The sequence below is a fragment of the Adlercreutzia equolifaciens DSM 19450 genome (genome assembly GCF_000478885.1).
GTDB lineage: Bacteria > Actinomycetota > Coriobacteriia > Coriobacteriales > Eggerthellaceae > Adlercreutzia > Adlercreutzia equolifaciens.
The window spans coordinates 1,726,445-1,746,456 of record NC_022567.1 but is presented as its reverse complement, the minus strand read 5'-3'; the positions used below and the strand labels follow the sequence as shown (position 1 = coordinate 1,746,456).

Annotated in this window: 18 protein-coding genes; 17 read left to right on the top strand and 1 reads right to left on the bottom strand. The window is 65.3% G+C overall.

Annotated elements, in window-relative coordinates; genetic code table 11:
- Window positions 1-219 precede the first annotated feature (219 nt).
- The gene (locus tag AEQU_RS12495) at window positions 220-1,179 is read right to left on the bottom strand and encodes a DMT family transporter (RefSeq protein WP_022740187.1); all 960 of its coding nucleotides are present in this window, start codon (window positions 1,177-1,179) and stop codon (window positions 220-222) included.
- A 187-nt stretch (window positions 1,180-1,366) separates the two neighbouring features.
- On the opposite strand from AEQU_RS12495, the gene AEQU_RS06755 reads away from it, so the two are divergent.
- From AEQU_RS06755 to AEQU_RS06675, 17 genes are all read left to right on the top strand, one after another.
- Window positions 1,367-2,251 carry a LysR family transcriptional regulator gene (locus AEQU_RS06755; RefSeq protein ID WP_022740186.1) on the top strand — a complete coding sequence of 295 codons (885 nt, stop codon included), beginning with the start codon at window positions 1,367-1,369 and terminating at the stop codon, window positions 2,249-2,251.
- A 284-nt stretch (window positions 2,252-2,535) separates the two neighbouring features.
- Window positions 2,536-3,222 (top strand): transaldolase family protein, encoded by a 687-nt coding sequence (locus AEQU_RS06750; protein WP_022740185.1) that lies wholly within the window; start codon window positions 2,536-2,538, stop codon window positions 3,220-3,222.
- Window positions 3,219-5,228, top strand: coding sequence for a transcription termination factor Rho (gene rho, locus AEQU_RS12300; RefSeq protein ID WP_022740184.1), 2,010 nt, complete (start codon window positions 3,219-3,221; stop codon window positions 5,226-5,228). Before AEQU_RS06750 ends, rho begins: the two co-directional genes overlap by 4 nt.
- Window positions 5,229-5,261: 33 nt before the next feature.
- On the top strand, window positions 5,262-6,482 hold the full coding sequence (gene sppA / locus AEQU_RS06740) for a signal peptide peptidase SppA (RefSeq protein WP_022740183.1): 1,221 nt from the start codon (window positions 5,262-5,264) through the stop codon (window positions 6,480-6,482).
- Window positions 6,466-8,487: a class I tRNA ligase family protein gene (locus tag AEQU_RS06735; RefSeq protein WP_022740182.1), complete on the top strand. Its 2,022-nt coding sequence runs from the start codon at window positions 6,466-6,468 to the stop codon at window positions 8,485-8,487. Before sppA ends, AEQU_RS06735 begins: the two co-directional genes overlap by 17 nt.
- 906 nt (window positions 8,488-9,393) lie before the next feature.
- Window positions 9,394-10,542, top strand: coding sequence for a PDDEXK family nuclease (locus AEQU_RS06730; RefSeq protein ID WP_041714578.1), 1,149 nt, complete (start codon window positions 9,394-9,396; stop codon window positions 10,540-10,542).
- Window positions 10,543-10,791: 249 nt separating this feature from the next.
- The gene (rpsB, locus tag AEQU_RS06725) at window positions 10,792-11,610 is read left to right on the top strand and encodes a 30S ribosomal protein S2 (RefSeq protein WP_022740179.1); all 819 of its coding nucleotides are present in this window, start codon (window positions 10,792-10,794) and stop codon (window positions 11,608-11,610) included.
- Between the two features lie 39 nt (window positions 11,611-11,649).
- Window positions 11,650-12,510 (top strand): translation elongation factor Ts, encoded by an 861-nt coding sequence (gene tsf, locus AEQU_RS06720; RefSeq protein WP_022740178.1) that lies wholly within the window; start codon window positions 11,650-11,652, stop codon window positions 12,508-12,510.
- 132 nt (window positions 12,511-12,642) lie between these two features.
- Window positions 12,643-13,923 carry a UDP-N-acetylglucosamine 1-carboxyvinyltransferase gene (gene murA / locus AEQU_RS06715; protein ID WP_022740177.1) on the top strand — a complete coding sequence of 427 codons (1,281 nt, stop codon included), beginning with the start codon at window positions 12,643-12,645 and terminating at the stop codon, window positions 13,921-13,923.
- Between the two features lie 8 nt (window positions 13,924-13,931).
- Window positions 13,932-15,443, top strand: coding sequence for an LCP family protein (locus AEQU_RS06710; RefSeq protein ID WP_022740176.1), 1,512 nt, complete (start codon window positions 13,932-13,934; stop codon window positions 15,441-15,443).
- A gap of 60 nt (window positions 15,444-15,503) precedes the next feature.
- Window positions 15,504-15,734: a NifU family protein gene (locus AEQU_RS06705; RefSeq protein ID WP_022740175.1), complete on the top strand. Its 231-nt coding sequence runs from the start codon at window positions 15,504-15,506 to the stop codon at window positions 15,732-15,734.
- 66 nt (window positions 15,735-15,800) lie between these two features.
- Window positions 15,801-16,091 carry a hypothetical protein gene (locus tag AEQU_RS06700; RefSeq protein ID WP_041714575.1) on the top strand — a complete coding sequence of 97 codons (291 nt, stop codon included), beginning with the start codon at window positions 15,801-15,803 and terminating at the stop codon, window positions 16,089-16,091.
- A 166-nt stretch (window positions 16,092-16,257) separates the two neighbouring features.
- Entirely contained in the window at window positions 16,258-16,488 is a 231-nt protein-coding gene (locus AEQU_RS06695; RefSeq protein ID WP_022740173.1) for a CpXC domain-containing protein, read from the top strand.
- Window positions 16,488-17,339: a prolipoprotein diacylglyceryl transferase gene (gene lgt / locus AEQU_RS06690; protein WP_022740172.1), complete on the top strand. Its 852-nt coding sequence runs from the start codon at window positions 16,488-16,490 to the stop codon at window positions 17,337-17,339. Before AEQU_RS06695 ends, lgt begins: the two co-directional genes overlap by 1 nt.
- Before the next feature lie 150 nt (window positions 17,340-17,489).
- A complete protein-coding gene (locus AEQU_RS06685; protein ID WP_022740171.1) occupies window positions 17,490-17,870 on the top strand; it encodes a desulfoferrodoxin family protein in 381 nt (126 codons plus the stop codon).
- Between the two features lie 165 nt (window positions 17,871-18,035).
- A complete protein-coding gene (gene rpmE, locus AEQU_RS06680) occupies window positions 18,036-18,518 on the top strand; it encodes a 50S ribosomal protein L31 (protein WP_022740170.1) in 483 nt (160 codons plus the stop codon).
- A 150-nt stretch (window positions 18,519-18,668) separates the two neighbouring features.
- Complete coding sequence (locus AEQU_RS06675) at window positions 18,669-20,012, top strand: glutamine synthetase family protein (protein ID WP_022740169.1); 1,344 nt, start codon at window positions 18,669-18,671, stop codon at window positions 20,010-20,012.

The window sequence follows — 20,012 nt, the reverse complement described above, 5'->3', positions numbered from 1 at the left end:
GAAAGTTGCAAATGCAAAAGTCTCTGACCTGGTGTTTCTCGGTACCCATTTGCTTGTCCTATGAGCCAAGCTCAGTCCGAGCTTGGAAAATGTGCTTTTTTGACAGGTGGCCGCCGATTTTCCGTCTGTGTCGCAGGGCGTGGCAGCTTGGCGAGAGGCTGCCACGCCCGATTCATGTCGCGGAGTGTCGCGGGGGCGCGGGGCGGTGCCGGGCGAGGTCTAGGCCGCGTGGTGCAGGACGCGGCGCTGGGCGCGCACGAGGCGCACGTAGGCGCGGCGCATCCGGCGTCGCTGGGCGGCCGGCAGTTTCGCGCGCGCCTCGCCGAGCAGTGCGCCGCCGATGATGCAGCAGGCGCCGGCGAGCTGCACGGGCGTCATCACCTCGCCGAGCACGAGCGCCCCCAGCACCACGGCCGTGAGCGGCTCGGCGTAGGCGCACACCGACACGGTCTGCATGGGCAGCTGGTCGATGGCCCGGTAGTAGAGGAAGTAGGCCAGGGCGGTGAACACGGCGCCCAGGGCAATGACGGTGGGCCAAGAGCTCAAGGGAATACGGCCGATGAAGGCGAAGCCCTCGCCAGCCGCGGCCACGGCGAGGGCCACCGCCACCGCCGTGGCAAGTTGGATGGTGGTGCAGGGGATGCCGGTGATGTCGCGGGCGAGCTTGTTGAAGATGACCATGCCAGCGGTGCTGGCGGCCGCGGCGAGTCCCATGAGGATGCCGGGAACCGACAGCGTGCCCTCCAGGGCGGACGCATTCAGCAAAAGCAGACCGCCGACCACAATGGCGAACCCGACCACCACGGGAAGCCGCAGGCGCTCCTTGAACAGAAGGGGGGACAGCGCCATGGTGATGACCGGGGCCGTGGCGGCCAGAACGGCGCCGAGGCCCACGCCAAGCAGGCGGTAGGCAGTGAAAATGGTCATCATGGCAAGGCCCAGGCAGGCGCCGGAGAGGGCCACGAACAGGTACTGGCGACGGCCGATGTGCCGGGGCAATCGCTGGCGGGTGACGACGAAGATGAGGCCCATGAACAGCGCGCCTATTATGAGGCGCATAAGACAGACCTCGAAGGCCGACAGCGGCAGCGTGCTGGCGACGATGCCCGACGATCCGAACATCATGACGGCTGCGATGAAGCACAGAAGGTACTTCATCGATGCGATCTTCGTGCGCATGGCAAGCCTCTCCTTCTCGGTGCAGGGCGCGGGACTCGCAGGCTCAGCGCGCCGCCTTCTTCCTTTTGATGCAGCTGCATTATGGCGCTTGACAAATCCCCTGAAAAGCGAAACTATTTCATAGTTCACATGAGAAATTCTCATAACATGAGGCAATGAGGCACGAAGCAACGAGGAGAGGGGAGCCGTGGACGCCAACATCCAGAAGTACCAGGCCTTCGTGGAGGTGGCCGATGCCGGCAGCTTCACCAAGGCGGCCGAGACGCTGGCCTATTCCCAGTCGGGCATAAGCCACATGGTCTCCGATTTGGAGCGCGACTGGGGCGTGGCGCTGTTCGAGCGGAGCCGCCGGGGGGTGGTGCTGACCGGCGATGGCGCACGGCTTCTGCCCGAGGCCCGCGCCCTCTGCGAGAGCTTCCGCGCCTTGGAAGCCACTGTGGACGAGGTGCGGGGACTTGAGACCGGCCTCATCCGCATCGGTGTGTTCCCGAGCGTGGCCGCCCATTGGATTCCGCGCATCATCAAGCGCTTCAGCGCCGATTACCCGGGTATCGACTACAAGCTGCGCGTAGGAGACTACACCGAGATCGAGGAGTGGATCGCCGACGGCACCGTGGACTGCGGCTTCGTGCTGCTCCCGCTGCGCACGGACGCGCGGCTCCTCGCGCGCGCCTTGGAGGAGGACGAGTTTCTGGCCGTGCTTCCGCGCGACCACGAGCTGGCGGGCGCGGGGGTGTTTCCCGTGGAGCGTCTTGCGGAATTTCCGCTGCTCTCGCCGGCATCGGAGTCCGACGACGAGCTTCTGGAGTTCCTCATCCGATGGGGCGTGCGCCCTACCACGCGTCTCACCTCGTGGGACGATCGGGCCATTCTCTCCATGGTGGAGTACGGCATGGGCGTGAGCGTGCTGTCGCGCCTTATGCTGCGGGGCCTGTCCCAAAACGTGGTCACGCTGCCCTTGTCCGATCCGGTCTTCCGCACCATCGGCGTGGCCTATCGCAGCGCCGGCCACCTTCCCCTGGCCACCCGCCGCTTCCTCGATTACTTGGAGTTTCGCAAAGAAGAGGAGTGAGCGGGGGCGGCTTGAGCGAGCTGGAATGCCGTCGGAACGCCGATGGGCTCTCCTCCGAGTTGAGTCGCGGGCAGTCTGTGCTTTTTCTTGTGCGGTGCGGTCGGTTGCGCTACTATGGTTCCAGCTCTGAATCTTGGGCGCAATGGCGCCCCACTTCCTTCCCATAGTCCCGTATCGCCCATTTTCAACGTTCTCACGGTTCGGGTTCGCAGTGCGCTTTACCGCGGTCGATTCGAGCGCCATTCCCATTCCTTTGCCTGTAAACCTCAAGAAGGAGGATGAACGTGAAGTTCTTTCTGGACACGGCCGACCTCGCCGAAATCGAAGAGGCGGCCAGCTGGGGCGCGTTGGCCGGCGTGACCACCAACCCGACGCTGTACTCGCGCATCGGCGGGAAGCTCGACGATTTCCACGCGCACATCAAGCGCATCTGCGACATCGTGGGGCCGGATTGCCCGGTGTCCGCCGAGTCGGTGGCCATGACCCGCGACGAGATCGTCCGCGACGGACGGGAGCTCGCCGCCATTGCCCCCAACGTCGTCGTGAAGATCCCCACCATGGTGGAGGGCCTGGCCGCCACGCGCGCTTTGGCCGACGAGGGCATTCCGGTGAACATGACGCTGTGCTTCACCGTGCCCCAGGCCATTTTGGCCGCCCGCGCCGGCGCCCGCTACATCTCGCCGTTCGTGGGCCGCTTCGACGACATCTCCGAGGACGGCCTGGCGCAGCTGGACGACGTCGTGCGCGCCATCGGCAACTACGACTTCTCCGAGGACACCGTAAACGGCGAGCAGATCGAGATCATCGCCGCCTCCATCCGCAGCGCCAACCATGTGACCCAGGCCGCTCTCATGGGGGCCGACATCGCCACGGTTCCCTTCGGCATTCTGAAGAAATGCGTGCAGCATCCACTGACCGACCGCGGCCTTGAGTCGTTCCTCAAGGACTGGGAGAAAGTGCAGAACGCATGAGCGATACCCAAGAGACGATGACGACGGAAGTGGCCGCCCCGGAGGCGACCCCCGAGAAGCCGAAGCGCGGCCGTTCGCGCAAGAAGGCGGAAGAGGCCCCGGCATCGGCACTGGCTGCCGAGGGTGCCGAGGCGCCAGCCGCTCCGGCCAAGAAGACGACGCGCCGCCGTGCTGCGGCCAAGCCCGCCGAAGAGGCCGCATCTCCCGCAGCCACCGAGGCGCTGACGGCCGAGGAGGCGCCGAAGCCGCGCCGCACCCGCGCCCGCAAGACGCCCGAGCCGGCGGCGGAGGAGGGGACGGCTGCCGCGACCGACGCAGCACCTGCGACTTCCGAGACTTCCGAAGAGGCTCCCAAGCCGCGTCGCGCCCGCACTCGCAAGGCGGCATCCGAGCCTGCGGCCGACGCGGAGGAGAAGGCCCCGCAGGCCAAGGAGCCCGAGGGCGCCGAGGCGTCCGCAGCGGGCGCCGGCAAGTCCGAGGCGCCCGCGCCCGCCGATGCTCCCGAGTCCAAGGAGGCCCCTCGCCGCGAGCGCACCACCACGACGGTGATCCGCCGCCGCGACCGCGAGGAGCGCCGCCAGAACCAAAGTGGCCAGAACCAGAACGGCCAGGGCCAAGGCAAGAACGGCCAGAACAAGCAGAACGCCCAGAACAGCCAGGGCGGCAAGAAGAACAAGAAGAACCGCCACGAGAATCGCAACCGGGAGCCTCAGCCCTCCGTCTCCAAGGAGGAGCTGACAGAGCTCAAGGTGGCCGACCTGCGCGCCCGCGCCGCCGAGGCGGGGGTGGACGCCGCCGGGCTCAAGAAGGCCGAGCTGGTGGACGCCATCTACGAGGCCGTCTGCAAGGCCGAGGGCTTCACCGAGGTCACCGGCGTGCTGGACATCATGGGCGACGGCTACGGCTTCCTGCGCACCTCCGGCTACCTGTCCGGCGAGAACGACATCTACGTGGGGCTCGCCACCATCCGCAAGAACGGCCTGCGCAAGGGCGACATGGTCACGGGCACGACGCGCCCGGCGCGCCCCAACGACAAGTTCGCGGCCCTGCAGAAGGTGTCGGCCGTCAACGGCATGGCCCCCGAGATCATGGCCTTACGGCCGAAGTTCGCCGACCTCACGCCGGTGTTCCCCGACGAGCGCCTGCTCATGGAGCACGGGAAGAACACCACCACGGCCCGCGTCATCGATCTGACGGCTCCCATCGGCAAGGGCCAGCGCGGCCTCATCGTGTCGCCGCCCAAGGCCGGCAAGACCACCGTGCTCAAGGACATCGCCGCCGCTATCACGGCGAACAACCCGGACGTGCACCTCATGTACCTGGGCATCGACGAGCGTCCCGAAGAGGCGACCGACATGGAGCGCTCCATCCGCGGGGAGGTGGTCTCCTCCACCTTCGACATGCCCTCCGAGAACCACATCCAGGTAGCCGAGCTCGTCATCGAGCGCGCCAAGCGCCTGGTCGAGCAGGGGAAGGACGTCGTCATCCTGCTGGACTCCATCACGCGTTTGGCCCGCGCCTACAACCTGGCGCAGCCCGCGAGCGGCCGCATCCTCTCCGGCGGCGTCGATTCCACGGCCCTCTATCCGCCCAAGCGCTTCCTCGGCGCCGCCCGCAACATCGAGAACGGCGGCTCGCTCACCATCCTCGCCTCGGCCCTCATCGAGACCGGGTCGAAGATGGACGAGGTGATCTTCGAGGAGTTCAAGGGCACCGGCAACATGGAGCTGAAGCTCGACCGCTACCTGGCCGATCGCCGCATCTTCCCGGCCATCGACCCCATCTCCTCGGGCACGCGCAAGGAGGAGCTGCTCATGGATCCGCAGGAGGCCCCGCTCATCTGGGGCGTGCGCCGCATTCTGGCCAACACGAACTCCACCGAGCGCGCCATGGACATGCTCATCAAGTCGCTGAAGCAGACCAATTCCAACCAGGAGTTCCTGCTGCGCATGGCGAAGAAGATGCAGGCTCAGCAGGGTCGTGCGGACGATGGCATGGAACTGTAGGCCCGGCGAATCCGGCCCGACGAAAGAAGCATTATGAGCGATCAGAACCAATGGCAGAACGCCGCCTGGGGCGCACCGCTTGGGGGCGCCCCGTCCTCGGGCGGCCCGTCGGCGGGGCAAGGGCCGGCTGCCCCAGCGCAGCCGGCCGCTTCCCAGCCCGCGGCCCCGGGAGCTGCCCCTCGGGCGACCTCGCAGCCGCAGCCGCAAGCGAATCCCTACGGCTACGGAGCCCCCCAGCCGCGCCCGTCCTATGCGGGCCAGCCGCAAGGTGCCTATGCGGCCCAGGCCCAGGCCCAGCCGGCTGCCGCCTATGCGGTGCCGGCCCAGCAGCCCAAGCGCCGCGGCTGGATCGTCGGTCTGGCCGCCGTGCTGACGGTGCTCATCTTGGGGGTGGCCACCATCGGGTCGTGCACCTCGGTGTTCACCAGTTCCATGGGGGCCTTCTCCTACGAGTCGCCCTCCTGGGCCGACACGGTTACCGGAGACACTGTGGGCATCATCAACATCAGCGGCACCATCCAGTACGACGGCACCACCTCAAGCCCCGAGGGACTTAAAAGCCAGCTGGACGCCGCCGAGCAGAACCCGCACATCAAGGCGGTCGTGCTGCGCGTGAACTCCGGCGGCGGCGTGGCCACGGCCGGCGAGGAGATGAGCACCTACATCCGCGACTTCTCCAAGCCCGTGGTGGTCTCGAGCGCCTCCATCAACGCGAGTGCCGCCTACATGATCTCGTCCCAGGCCGACTACATCTTCACTGACAAGACGACCTCCATCGGCTCCATCGGTGTCATCATGTCGGTGACCGACCTGTCGGGGCTCTACGAGAAGCTGGGCATCTCCGTCGAGAACATCACCTCGGCCGATGCCAAGGACTCCGGCGCCGGCAACCGCCCGCTCACCGAGGAGGAGCGCGCCTGGTACCAGGATCAGGTCGATCAGATCAACGAGGTGTTCATCAACTTCGTCGCCGAGGGCCGCGACATGCCGGTGGAAGACGTGCGCGCGCTGGCCACGGGCCTTACGTTCACCGGCATGGACGCCGTGGAAAACGGACTGGCCGACGAGCTGGGAACGCTTGAGACCGCCGTGGCCAAGGCCTGCGAGCTGGCCGGTATTGCCGATGCTGATACCGTGTATCTGCAGTCGTCCACGAGCGATTTGTCGCGCCTTCTGGATATCATGGGCACCGAAGATTCGCTGGACGTTTCCGGGACACTGAAGGAGTTGGAGAATCGTGTCGGACTTGAATAGCAGAGAGCGGGTCGAGTGGCCCGCCCGCGCCGTGGTGACGGCGGGCATGCCCTACGGGAACAAGCCCTTGCACTTCGGCCACATCGGCGGCGTGTTCGTGCCCGCCGACGCCTTCGCGCGCTTTCTGCGCGACCGCATCGGCGCCGAGAACGTCCGTTTCGTCTCCGGTACCGACTGCTTCGGCAGCCCCATCAACGAGGGCTACCGCAAGCTTAAGGAGGCCGGCGAGTTCGAGGGCTCCATCGCCGACTACGTGCTCGCCAACCACGAGCGCCAGAAGGCGACCCTTGAGGCCTTCCAGGTGAGTCTGGACATCTACGAGGGCAGCGGCATCGGGCACGCGGGCGACGTGCACCAGATGATCTCCGATCAGTTCATCGAGCGCCTGCACGAGAGCGGCCACTTGAAGCTGGACTCCACCCTGCAGTTCTACGACGCCGAGGCCGGCACCTTCCTGAACGGTCGCCAGGTGCAGGGCCACTGCCCCGTGCAGGGCTGCAAGTCGGAGCACGCCTATGCCGACGAGTGCGATCTGGGGCATCAGTACGCGCCGGTGGACCTCATCGCCCCGGTGTCCACGCTCACGGGCACCGTCCCCGAGATGCGCCCCGTGGAGAACTGGTACTTCGACCTGCCCGGGTTCGAGGACTTCCTGAAGGGCTACGTGCGCGAGCTTGAGGCCGACGACGAGGTGCGCCCGGTGGTGACCAAGGCCATCGCCGAGTTTCTGGCCCCGCCCGTGATCTTCGTGAAGAACGAGCACTTGGAAGAGTACGAGGCCATGGCCGCCGAGCTGCCGCCCCACGAGTTCCGTCCCGCCGAGGGCAACAAGCAATCCTTCGAGATAGAGTTCGCCTCCATCGGCGAGCGCGACGCCGCCCGCGACGCGCTGGCTGCGGCCGGCCTGCGCTTCCGCACCTCGAAGACGCTCGTGCCCTTCCGCATCACCGGCAACATCGAGTGGGGCGTGCGCGCTCCCGTCATCGACGGCGTGGAGGGGCTCACGGTGTGGTGCTGGCCCGAATCGCTGTGGGCGCCCATCTCGTTCACCATCACGATCAACGACGAGCAGGGGATGCCGCGCACGAGCTGGCGCGACTTCTGGTGCTCCGACGACGCGCGGGTCTACCAGTTCATCGGCCAGGACAACCTGTACTTCTACGGTGTGGCCCAGCCGGCGCTGTGGGAGGCTTTGCGCCCGGGCGGTCTGTTCGCCGAGGGCCCCGATTCGCAGATGCGCCAGACCACGCTCGTGGCGAACCACCATATGCTGTTCGGCAAGAAGAAGGCCTCCTCGTCGGGCGCGGTGAAGCCGCCCACGGGCGAGGAGCTGCTGGAGCACTACACGCCCGAGCAGCTGCGCGCCCACTTCCTGGCGCTCGGGCTCGACCAGAAATCCGTCGGCTTTTCCCCCAAGCCCTTCGATCCGGATCCGGCCAAGCGCGACGATCCGCGCTACGCCGATCCGGTGCTCAAGGAGGGGGCGCTGCTCACCAACGTGTTCAACCGCCTCGCCCGCAGCTGCTTCTACGAGGCGCAGAAGAATTTCGACGGCTGCATGCCCTTAGGGACAGTGACGCCCGAGGTGCGCCGTCGCGCCTTCGAGGCGCTGCTCGACTACGAGGAGCGCATGCACAAGGTGGAGCTGCACCGCGTGATGTCGGTGTGCGACGAGTTCATCCGCTGGTCGAACAAGTGGTGGGCCGATGGCATCAAGGCCGCCGAGGCGTCCGAGGATGCGGATGCGCGGCGCCAGGTACTGGTGGACTCGTTCTACCTGCTGCGCATGGCGACGCTGCTCATGCATCCCATTGTGCCGGTCGGTTGCGAGAAGATCTGCGACTACCTGAGCTTCGACTTCGGTGACTTCTTCAGCTGGAACTACGACTTCGATTCCAACGACGAGCTGTGCCCGGCCATTGAGATCGATGCCGGCGCCCATCGCATCCACGAGCTCCCTCCGCGCTTCGATTTCTTCCGCAAGCACGAGAGCCAGTACAAGTAAGGCTATCTTGCCAGAGCAATGATCCTTGAGAGCCCGCTTTTGCGCGGGCTCTTTTTCATCTGGCGCGCTGGCCGTGCGAACGGGAGCGCGCAAGTGAGAACGCGAAGGCCGGGCATGGGCGGATCGGGTGAGCATGCGGGAGCGCGAGCAGATCGGGTGAGCATGGGGGAGCGCGAGCAGATCGGGTGAGCAAACCAGGGCTCCGTTCAAGCCAGAGCTTCGGTTTGCGGCAAGCTCCCGTTTGCTTTGGTTTCGGGATTGTTGTGCGGTTGGGACGGTCGAGGATGCCGTGCCACGATTCCCGGCGATCAAAAAAGCACATTTTCCAAGTATTTTTGTTGCGCGATTGAGCTAGTCAAGATAGAGGTATGGAATAATACCAGTTCAACAAGGTGATTGAACAAGGCAATATATGATGCGCATTTGGCAGATTTGGAAAATGTGATATTTTGGTCAGCAGAAGTTGGAAAATGTGTTTTTCTGAAAGGCGAAATTGATGACCGCGCTGAAAGTGACCAAATTGGCACATTTTCCAAATTCGGCTCCGCGATGAGCTCCCGGTACTGCGGGTCCAATGTGTCGAATCGGGGGTCGTGGCCGTTGTTGCGTGTCGGATGTTGCTGGCAGGGATGTTGCTGGCAGGGATGTTGCTGGCAGGGATGTTGCTGGCAGGGATGTTGCTGACAGGGATGTTGCTGACAGGGATGTTGCTGACAGGGATGTTGCTGACAGGAGATTATGGCCCATTGTTGCGTGTCGGGCGCTGCCGACGGGAAATCGTGGCCCGGTGCTGCCGACGGGAAGTCGTGGCCCGGTGCTGCCGACGGGAGATCGTGCCCCGGTGCTACATGCCGGTTGTTGCGGGCTAAGAAGCGCGGCTGGGCTTCGTTGCGAAAGGGGAGAGGAATGGCTACGATTGTCGAGGGTCTTACGGCGGCGCAATGCTGGACATGCGATCGCTTTTATGGTTTGTTCTTCGGGGAAACTGTTAGCTTGGAGATGGGAAATCGGATTCCCAAACTGCGTCCTCCGCTGGGGAATCCCGACACTGAAGAGCGTGCATGGTGGCTGGCGAGCGATCGGCTGGGGGTTGTATACGAGGAAGCTCTGGCGTACGCAGAAGCTGCGGAATCCGGTATGGCGTTCAAGCCGTCGAAACCTGTGATCGAGAGGGTGCTCGAACAGGGTGCCGGAATGGTGGACGCGCCAATCCGTGTGATGGTGCCCAACAAGGCGTCGCGTCTGTCGGCGGCTGATTTGACATGCTGCCTGAGCAGCACCGCGCCTGCGGAGGGCTCCTTCGTTCGCGGCCCTGGGGAAGGGCTGCTGATAGCCGGCCCCGAACTGGCGGTGCTCCAACTGGCCCTCAAGCTTCCGATGCCGAAGCTCGCCGAGCTGATTTGCGAGCTGTGCTCCACCTATTACTACGATCTCGCCGAAGTGCCTCAGCTGAGTCGCAACGAGGACGGATTGCTCAGTCGGGTAGAAGTGCAGGAATGCGCGCGCAGCAACCGACCAGTTCCGGTCTCGTGTCTTCGCGCCATGGGGTGGTTTAGCGCGCAATCGGCTAGCTCGAAAGCGGGCCGAGCCATGGCCCGTGCGGTGCGCTACGCTGTCGACGGCTCCGCCTCTCCCATGGAGACCGCGTTGGCGCTCATGCTGTGCCTTCCGAAGACAGCCGGTGGTTACGGGCTTCCCAAGCCGCAGATGAATCGCGTGCTGCCTCTCGATGCGGAGACGGGGCGGGTGCGCGTGGCCGATCTATTTTGGCCCGAAGCTAAGATAGCGGTGGAATACGACAGCGATGCCTTTCATGCGGAAAAGGAGAAGTTGCGCCGCGACGCGCTCAGGCGCAATCAGCTGGAATCCCAGTCGGTGACGGTGCTCACGGCGACGGCGGAGCATTTGTCATCGCTTGCGGCGCTGGATGAGCTGGCGGGGCAGATCGCCCGCGCCTTGGGGCGCAGCCTGCATCGCGGACGCCTCGCGGCTGCGGGAGAGCGGGCGGCACTGCTCGCATCCTTGAAGCAGCGCAGCATAGAGGGACTTCGCTGATCGGCTGAGGATTTTCTTGCTGCGCGCGGGGACACCCGGCGACTGGGTTGAATTGCGCGTACTTTCTTTGCGCAATCCCTTGCATTGGCGGGGGATTGTGCTATTTTAGACAGGCTGTCTTCGCAGGCGTGCGATGGGCAGCGGCAACTATCACACATGCTCGGGCGACCGAACTTCGCGAGTGGCCACCGGAAAAGGCTGCGAAGGGGCGGGATGACCTCGGGCAGAGGACTAACGAATGGAGTGATCATGACGAAAGTCAGCATTACCACGCTGCTCGATGCCGGTGCGCACTTCGGGCATCAGACCCGCCGCTGGAACCCGAAGATGAAGCCGTACATCTTCGGCAATCGCGGCGATATCTACATCATCGACCTCAAGCAGACCCTCTACGGGCTCGATGCCGCCTACACCTTCGTGAGCAACCTCACCCGCAAGGGCGGCACCGTGCTGTTCGTGGGCACCAAGAAGCAGGCCCAGGAGGCCGTCTCCGAGGCCGCCAACCGCTGCGGCATGCCCTATGTGAACGCCCGCTGGCTCGGCGGTATGCTCACCAACTTCGCCACCATCCGCACCCGCGTGAAGCGCATGGAGGAGCTGGAGGCCATGGATGCCGACGGCCGCATGGCGCTGCTTCCCAAGAAGGAGCAGATCCTGCTGCACAAGGAGCTCGCGAAGCTGCAGACCAACCTCAACGGCATCCGCAACATGAAGAAGGTGCCCGACGCTATCTTCGTGATCGACACCAACCGCGAGGGCATCGCCCTGCACGAGGCTCATCGTCTGAACATCCCCGTGGTGGGCACGCTCGACACCAACTGCGATCCGGATGACGTCGATTACGGCATTCCGGCCAACGACGACGCCATCCGCTCCGTGCGCCTGCTCGCCGACTTCATGGCCGACGCCGTCATCGCCGGCACCGGTGCCGATGTGACCGCCGCCGAGATGGCCGGCGAGGCCGCTGCCGCCGACGCCGTGGCCGAGGTGGCCGTCGAGGCCGCCGCCGACGTGGCCGAGGGCGCTGGCGCCGAGGTCGTTGCCGACGTGGTCGCTGACGCCGAGTAACCGACTCAGTAAGATACTCATTCCCCAAAGGAGGAATTCATGGCTAACATCACCGCTTCCATGGTGAAGGAGCTCCGCGAGATGACCGGCGCGGGCATGATGGAGTGCAAGAAGGCCCTGGCCGAGGCCGAGGGCGATATGGAGAAGGCCGTCGACGTGCTGCGCACCCGCGGTCTCGCCGCCGTGGCCAAGAAGGCCGGGCGCGCCACCAACGAGGGCACCGTCATGGCCATCGTGAACGATGCGTGCACCACCGGCGCCGTGGTCGAGCTGAACTGCGAGACCGACTTCGTGGGCATGAACGAGAAGTTCAAGGCCTACGCCGAGAAGATCGCCAAGGCGGCGCTCGCCGCCAAGCCGGCCGACGTGGAGGCTCTCAAGGCCGCCGTCATCGATGGCGAGACCGTCGAGGACGTGGTCACCGACTGCATCCATGTGATGGGCGAGAACACGCAGCTGGCCCGCGTGGCCGTGGTGGACGCCCAGGCCGTGTCCGCCTACATCCACGGCGGCGGCAAGATCGGCGTTCTGGTGACCTTCAACGTCGAGGGCATCGATCCGGCCTCCGACGCCTTCCAGAAGTGCGGCCGCGACATCGCCATGCAGGTGGCCGCTCTGAACCCCGTGTCCGCCACCCGCGAGGACGTGCCCGCCGACGTGGCCGCCCACGAGATGGAGATCTACAAGGCCCAGGCCGCCGAGTCCGGCAAGCCCGAGGCCATCCAGGAGAAGATCGCGCTCGGCCGCATGGACAAGTTCTACAAGGAGAACTGCCTCGCCGAGCAGGACTTCGTGAAGAACCCCGACCTCACGGTGGCCCAGTACGCCGATGAGTGCGCCAAGGAGATGGGCGGGAAGATCGCCATCACCGGTTTCGTGCGCTTCGCTCTGGGCGAGTAGCCGCAACTGGATGGATTTATTTCCAAAAGGAGGAAAGCCCGCGCGGGTGCGCGGGCTTTTTTCTATAATAGGGGCACTTGTGAATACTTGCATGACGCGGGGCGCTCGGGCGTTCCGGCAAAAGGACTAGAAATGAACCAGGAAGTCATCATCGTTCGGGGAAACCATACCCTCAAAGGCGACGTGCGCGTCTCCGGCGCCAAGAACTCGGCCTTGAAGCTCATGGCCGCGTCCATTCTGGGACAGGGGGAGACGATCCTGCACAACGTGCCGCTCATTTCCGATATCGAACTTATGAGCGAGGTGCTCGCGCGTCTGGGCGCCACCGTGGTGCGCGAGGGGCATACCCTGCGCATAAACACTGCCGACGTCGACAGCTGCGAGACGCCCTACGAGCTCGTCTCGAAGATGCGCGCCTCCATCTCGGTGCTGGGGCCGCTCATCGGGCGTTTCGGCGAGGCGCGGGTGGCCATGCCCGGCGGCTGCCAGATTGGCGCCCGCAAGATCGACATGCACCTGGTGGGCTTGGAGGCCCTGGGCGTTGCGTTCGATGTGGATCACGGCGTTCTGGCCGCCACGACGCCGAACGGCCTGCGCGGCACCCACGTGTACCTCGAGTTCCCCTCGGTGGGCGCCACGGAGAACATGCTCATGGCCGCCGTGACCGCCGAGGGTCACACGGCCATCGAGAACGCCGCCTGCGAGCCCGAGATCGAGGATCTGGCGAACATGCTCAACGCCATGGGCGCGCGCGTGGCCGGCGCCGGCACCTCGCTCATCGAGATCGAGGGCGTGCCGCTCTCGACGCTCCACCCCTGCGAGCATACGACGGTGGGGGACCGCATCGAGGCGGGCACCTTCCTCGCCGGCGGCGCGCTTACCGGAGGCCCTCTCACCGTGCACGGCATCGACCCCGCCTTTTTGCGCATGGCCATCATGAAGCTTCGGGCCATGGGCTGCGATGTGGAAACCGGCGACGATTGGATCACCGTGCGCCGCGAGGAGCCCCTGTCCTCCGTGGACATCCAGACGCTGCCGCACCCCGGGTTTCCCACCGATCTCCAAGCTCAGTTCATGCTGCTGGCGGCCCTGGCCGATGACGTGTCGGTCATCACGGAGAACGTCTTCGAGAACCGCTTCATGTTCGCCGCCGAGCTCATGCGCATGGGGGCCGACGTGACGTTGGACGACCACCACGCCATCGTGCGCGGCGTCGATCATTTGGAGGGGGCGCCCGTGTCCTCCACCGATCTGCGGGCGGGCGCGGCCCTCGTGCTCGCGGGTATCGTGGCCGACGGCGAGACGAGTGTGCATCACCTCGAGCACATCGACCGCGGCTATGAGGACTACGTGGGCAAGCTGGCCTCCCTCGGCGCCGACATCCGTCGCGTGTCCGCGGATTCTCTCCGCTAGGGGCGTCCATGGCACTGCATGGCAAAAAGGCCCCTTCGGCCTCCCAGACCCGTCGCGTCTCCCGACGCGTGAACGATTCCATGATTGGCTCCCATGTGGAGCGCGGCTCCTCCGCTCGGGGGCGGCACGCTGCCGGCGCCGACCGTCCGGCCCGCGTCGACTTCTCCGACGGACGCCGCAGCCGCCGAGCCGACCGCGGCATGGTGGACCAGGTGGACGTGGGCGCCACGAGCGGCGAGAGCGACTCCGATTACGCTCGGCGCCGCGCCCGGCGCAGCTACGCCGAGGAGATTCAGGCCAAGGGGCGCCGCCGCAAGATGATCTTCTTCGGGGCGGTTGCCCTGCTCGTAGTAGTGGTGGCCGTTGTGGCGGGCACGGCGGCGTTCTTCGCCTGGTCCGATTCTCAGCTGTCCTTGGGCGACTCGAACGCCAAAGAGGCGCTGGCGGCTCCCGAGGAGGGCGCGCCCTATTACGCGCTGCTCGCCGCCGATCTCGCCAAGAACACGGCGGCTCCCTCCGCGTCTGACGAGGCCTACCTCGCCGTGCGCATCGACGAGGGCGCCCGCACGCTTACGTTCATCTCGCTGCCGCCCTCGGTGTCCGTGGAGCTTTCCGACGGCGAGCGCCACGCCCTGCGCGACGCCGCGTCGGTGGGCGGCGACGCAGAGCTTCTCCGGGCCGCCGGGTCGCTGCTCGGGGTTCAGTTCGCCCACTTCGCGTCCACCGATGCCGAGGGCCTCGCCTCCCTGGTCGATCTGGTGGGGGGCGTGCCCGTGGAGCTGTCCGAGGAGGTGGACGACCCCCGGGCCGGTATCCATGTGCTGGCCGCCGGAGCCCAGACGCTCGACGGCGCCCAGGCGCTCACGCTTCTGAGGGCGGCCAACTACAGCGATGCAATGGGAACGCAGGCGAAGATGCGGGCCCTGTTCACGGTGAATCTGGCCGAGCGCGCCACCTCGGGCGAGGGCCTTTCCTTCCCGAGCGTGATAGCCGACGGCGCGCCCTTCGTCTCCACGGACTGGACGAGCGGCCAGCTCATTTCCTTGGGCGATGCTCTCAGCCCCCTCACGGAAGCGACGGTGTATGCTGCCGTGGTTCCCGGGCGCCTTACGACTTCCGACGAGGGCGAGGAAACCTACGAGGTGTCCGACGAGGATCTCGCCGCGATGATGGAGGCGGTGAATGCGGGCAACTCGCCAGAGAGCTTCGAGGGCAACCTTGCCAATGTCGATCGCAGCCTCGTCACCGTGGAGGTGCGCAACGGCAGCGGCATTCAGGGAGCGGCGGCCCGCTGCGGCGAGCTTCTGACCTCGGCGGGCTACGACGTGAAATCCGTCGGCAACGTGGACGACGGCACGGTGTACCCCGAGACGCTCGTCATCTACAAGGACGAGGCCTTCGAAATCGCCGCCAAGGCCATCGTGAGCGACCTGTCTGCGGGGCGGGTGGTGAACGGCGGCGACTTCTACACCTTCGACACCAACGTTTTGGTGATCATCGGCACCGACTGGATCGGCTAGGCGCCCTCTGTGTTATGATGCTGGCCGATATAAGAAAACCTCTCACGATAGGAGTGACTCATGGTTGAGAAGTCCGATGTGGCCGCGGTGCTGGAGCTGATCCGCCCGAGCCTGCAGGCCGACGGCGGCGACGTGCAGCTGGTGGACGTGTCCGACGACGGCGTCGTCACGGTGGAGCTGCAGGGCGCCTGCAAGGGCTGCCCCATGTCCCAGATGACGCTCGCCAATGGCGTCGAGCGCATCCTGAAGGAGCGCGTGCCCGGCGTTACCTCCGTGGTGCCGGCGATGTAGGCGGCAGCAGATCTGGAAGATGAGCGGGCTCTGGCGGGCCCGCTTTTTTGCGAGAGAGGCTGGTGTATGGAAGGGTGCTGGAGCCGTCGCGGGTGCGATGACGAGATGCAGGGGCGCTGTCCGCACAACGTGCCGGGGGAGCCGTGCCCGGCAGACTGCCATTACGCGGCGTGCCATCGACCGACCCATGTGGTGTGCGAGGACTTCGGGGTGCTTCTAAACCCGAATCGCGATTACGACGCGGCGGTCAAGCAGGTGTGCCGCTTCTGCGAGCATTTCCTTGTGAACGGGCCGGATATCGATCCGGAGACCCGCACGCGCGACAAGTTCAGCGGCCGCAACCGCTTCCTTCTTTAGGGTTCAGCCGAACCCAGAACTCGATTTTGTGACCATTTTCTCTCGACTTTTTGCAAAGAACGAGAAGGCGGTTGGGTGAGAGGGCTTGCTTTTGCGTGATTGTCGAGGGGCTCTGCTACAATGCGGTTCGGTAAAGGTTCAAGCGCGAGCGAAGGCGGTGAGAGCGGTGAAAGCGAAGGTGACCTGTCCGGCCTGCGGGGCCGATGACGTCGATGTGCGATCCTACGAGTCGCTCATGGCCCTGCGCTCCGACCTGGCGCTGTTCACGCTGACCTGCCCCCATTGCGCCGCCCGCATCTCGGCGCTTCTGACCATTCCGCCCGAGTTGCGGGAGGAAGTTGTATTTGCCGCTATCGAGCTGGGTGCTGGTATGGGCGCCCATGAGGGAACATCGTAATGCTGAACGAAATTTATCAGGGGCTCGACCCCATCGCCTTCTCGCTGGGGCCTCTGGTGGTGCGCTGGTACGGCCTGGCCTACGTGCTCGGGTTCGTCTGCGCCGCCGCCATCATCTACTTCGTGGCGAAGCGCTGGAAGCTCGGCATGAGCGAGGACAACCTGCTCACGCTCATGGTCTGCGCCATCGTCGGCGTGGTGCTGGGTGCGCGCATCGGATACGTGCTGTTCTACGGCGACGGCTACTACCTGTCCCATCCGCTGGAGATACTCGCGTTCAACCAGGGGGGCATGAGCTTCCATGGCGGTCTCGTGGGGCTGCTTATCGGCGGCGCCGTAGCTGCCCGTATGACGCGCATCCCGTTTCTCACGTTGGCCGACTTGGGATCCATTGCGGCGCCGATTGGCCTGTTCTTCGGCCGCTGCGCCAACTTCGTGAACGGCGAGCTGTGGGGCGCGCCCACCGACGGGCCGCTCGGCGTGGTGTTCGGCGGCGCGGCCGGCATGATGCCGCGGCATCCCAGCCAGCTCTACGAGGCGGTGCTGGAGGGGCTCGTCATCTTCTGCGTCCTGTTCGCGCTCTCGCGCAAGTACCCGCCGAGGCCCCAGGGCACCTTCCTCGGCGCATTTCTGGTGCTCTACGGCATCTTCCGCTTCCTCATCGAGTTCGTGCGCGAGCCCGACGTGCAACTGGGATACCTGTGGGGCGGCTGGCTCACCATGGGCCAAGTGCTCTCGGCGCCACTCATCGTGGCCGGCATCGCGCTGCTCATCTATGCGGCGAGGACGCGGCATCCCCAGGCCGGACCGCAGGAGATTCAGCCGCCGTCTGTCCCTGGCGATGCGGCTTAGGCGCTCCATCGGGTTTTCTTGTAACGACGTGGTGTCACCCGGCGTTGCGGAAATCGGGGTGGCACTCCTTCCAGTACAATATTTCAAGGCTGCGGACAGCGCGTCTGCGGCTCTTTGTAACGAGCAGCTACAAGAGATATGAGGTAGAACATGGACGTGAAATTCTACAAGTGCATGCATTGCGGCAACATTGCCGTTAAGGTCTTCGACGCGGGCGTGCCGCTGGTGTGCTGCGGCGAGAAGATGGTTGAGCTGGTCGCCGGCTCCCAGGACGCCGCCCTGGAGAAGCACGTGCCCGCCGTCGAGGTCGAGGGCAACAAGGTCGTCGTGAACGTCGGCTCGGTGGATCATCCCATGCTGGAGGAGCACTGGATCCAGTTCATCTGCCTGGTGACCGACAAGGGCTACCAGATTCACCCGCTCGCCCCGGGCGAGGCGCCCCACGCCGAGTTCGTCATCGCCGAGGGCGAGACGCCGCTCAAGGTCTACGAGCACTGCAACCTCCACGGCCTGTGGGTGACCGAGATCTAAACGCCCGCTCACGGAGCGAAATGAGAAAGACCCGTGTTGCGCGGGTCTTTTTTCTTGCATTCGGGGAAAACGATGCTAATATAGACAAGCTTGTCTCAGGGCTTGGTCGGAAACCAAGCCGCATTCGGCCCCTTGGTCGGAAACCAAGGAAGTTAGGAGAACCCAATGAAGCAAGGTATTCATCCGGAGTACGTGGACTGCGTCGTGAAGTGCAGCTGCGGCAACACCTTCACCACCCGCTCCACCAAGCCCGAGCTGAAGATCGACATCTGCAACGCCTGCCATCCGTTCTACACCGGCACCCAGAAGCTCATCGACACCGGTGGACGCGTCCAGCGCTTCGCCGACCGCTTCGGCGCCGCTAAGGACGTCGTGGCCGAGCGCGAGGCCGCCAAGAAGGCCGAGCGCGCCGCTCAGATCGCCGAGCGCGAGGCCGCCAAGAAGGCCGAGCGCGAGGCCAAGGCCGCCGCTAAGGCCGAGCGTGCCGCCGCCTATGCCGCCAAGGCCGCCGAGGAGGCCGCCCGTGCCGAGGCTCAGGCCGACGTTGACGCCATGGAAGACGCTGCTGCCGCCGGCACCGCCGAGGAGGCTCCCGGCGTGGAGCTGACCGACGCCGAGGTGACCGAGGCCGTGGAGGCCGCCGAGTAGCTCGTCGTCGCATTCGGTGAACGCAAGGCCCGCTCGCACTCCGGTGCGGCGGGCCTTTTCTTTTGCCGTCCTGTGAATTCCCGCAAAGGGGAGCGGGCGCGGTTTTATAATGCTAGGGAGTTGAACGCAACGCGACCGATGGGAGTAGATATGGTTGCGAATCCGGAGCAGGACTTCGTCCTGAAAACGGTTGAGAGCAGGGATGTTCACTTCGTTCGCTTCTGGTTCACCGACGTCTTGGGCAACATGAAGTCCTTCGCGGTGGTGCCCGGCGAGCTGGAGAGCGCCTTCGAGGAGGGCATGGGCTTCGACGCCAGCTGCATCGAGGGCTTCTCGGCGGCGCAGGAGTCGGACATGCTGGCCTTTCCCGACCCTTCCACCTTCGAGATCTTGCCCTGGCGTCCCCAAGCCAACGCCGTGGCCCGCATGATCTGCGACATCCGCACGCCGGAGGGGGAGCCCTACGCGGGAGATTCGCGCCATGTGCTGGAGCGGGTGGTGCGCCGCGCCGCCGAGGACGGCTACTCGTTTATCGTAGGGCCCGAGCTGGAGTACTTCTACTTCAAGGACGCCGAGGGCACCGACGTGCTCGATCATGGCAGCTACTTCGACCTGACGTCGCTCGATTCCGCCTCCGATCTGCGCCGCGACACGGTGCTCACTTTGGAGAAGATGGGCATTCCCGTGGAGTACTCCCACCACGAGAAGGGCCCTTCCCAGCACGAGATCGACTTGCGCTACGCCGACGCGCTCTCCATGGCCGACGCCGTTATGACCTACAAGCAGGTGGTGAAGGAAATCGCCATGAAGCACGGGGTGTACGCCTCGTTCATGCCCAAGCCCATGGCGGATGCTCCCGGCAACGGCATGCACGTGCACCAGAGTCTCATGGATCGCTCCGGCAACAACGTGTTCTTCGACCCGGACGATCCGTCCGGGTACAACCTGTCGGCCACGGCGAAGAGCTACATCGCCGGCCTTCTGAAGTACGCGCCGGAGTACACGCTGGTCACGAACCAGTACGTGAACTCCTACAAGCGCCTGCAGCCGGGAGGGGAGGCGCCCACCTGCATCAGCTGGGGCGCGCGAAACCGCTCGACCTTGGTGCGCATCCCGGGCTATCGCCCGAACAGCGAGTCGGCCTGCCGGGTGGAGCTGCGCAGCCCCGACCCGGCGGCGAACCCCTATCTCGCCTTCGCCGTCATGCTGGCCGCGGGGCTTGCGGGCATCGAAGAGGGGCTTGAGCTTATGCCCCCGGCCGACGAGGCCGCGCCCATCGGCTGCACCCGCTACGAGCATCGCGCCCGGGGCATCGAGACGCTGCCGGAATCCCTCGGCGAGGCCGTGGAGCGCTTCGCGGAGAGCAAGCTGATGCGCGAGACCTTGGGCGAGCACATCCACGATTACCTCGTGCGCACCAAGCGCGAGGAATGGGAGGCCTACCAGGGCATCGTGACCGCGTGGGAGCTCGAGCGCAATTTGGCGGTGTTGTAG

Bases quoted from the DNA above. Each gene is read 5' to 3' on its own strand.
- AEQU_RS06710 (WP_022740176.1), top strand. From the start codon at position 13,932: ATGGCACTGCATGGCAAAAAGGCCCCTTCGGCCTCCCAGACCCGTCGC.
- AEQU_RS12495 (WP_022740187.1), bottom strand. From the start codon at position 1,179: ATGCGCACGAAGATCGCATCGATGAAGTACCTTCTGTGCTTCATCGCA.
- rpmE (WP_022740170.1), top strand. From the start codon at position 18,036: ATGAAGCAAGGTATTCATCCGGAGTACGTGGACTGCGTCGTGAAGTGC.
- tsf (WP_022740178.1), top strand. From the start codon at position 11,650: ATGGCTAACATCACCGCTTCCATGGTGAAGGAGCTCCGCGAGATGACC.
- sppA (WP_022740183.1), top strand. From the start codon at position 5,262: ATGAGCGATCAGAACCAATGGCAGAACGCCGCCTGGGGCGCACCGCTT.
- murA (WP_022740177.1), top strand. From the start codon at position 12,643: ATGAACCAGGAAGTCATCATCGTTCGGGGAAACCATACCCTCAAAGGC.
- rho (WP_022740184.1), top strand. From the start codon at position 3,219: ATGAGCGATACCCAAGAGACGATGACGACGGAAGTGGCCGCCCCGGAG.
- AEQU_RS06730 (WP_041714578.1), top strand. From the start codon at position 9,394: ATGGCTACGATTGTCGAGGGTCTTACGGCGGCGCAATGCTGGACATGC.
- AEQU_RS06685 (WP_022740171.1), top strand. From the start codon at position 17,490: ATGGACGTGAAATTCTACAAGTGCATGCATTGCGGCAACATTGCCGTT.
- lgt (WP_022740172.1), top strand. From the start codon at position 16,488: ATGCTGAACGAAATTTATCAGGGGCTCGACCCCATCGCCTTCTCGCTG.
- AEQU_RS06700 (WP_041714575.1), top strand. From the start codon at position 15,801: ATGGAAGGGTGCTGGAGCCGTCGCGGGTGCGATGACGAGATGCAGGGG.
- rpsB (WP_022740179.1), top strand. From the start codon at position 10,792: ATGACGAAAGTCAGCATTACCACGCTGCTCGATGCCGGTGCGCACTTC.
- AEQU_RS06675 (WP_022740169.1), top strand. From the start codon at position 18,669: ATGGTTGCGAATCCGGAGCAGGACTTCGTCCTGAAAACGGTTGAGAGC.
- AEQU_RS06705 (WP_022740175.1), top strand. From the start codon at position 15,504: ATGGTTGAGAAGTCCGATGTGGCCGCGGTGCTGGAGCTGATCCGCCCG.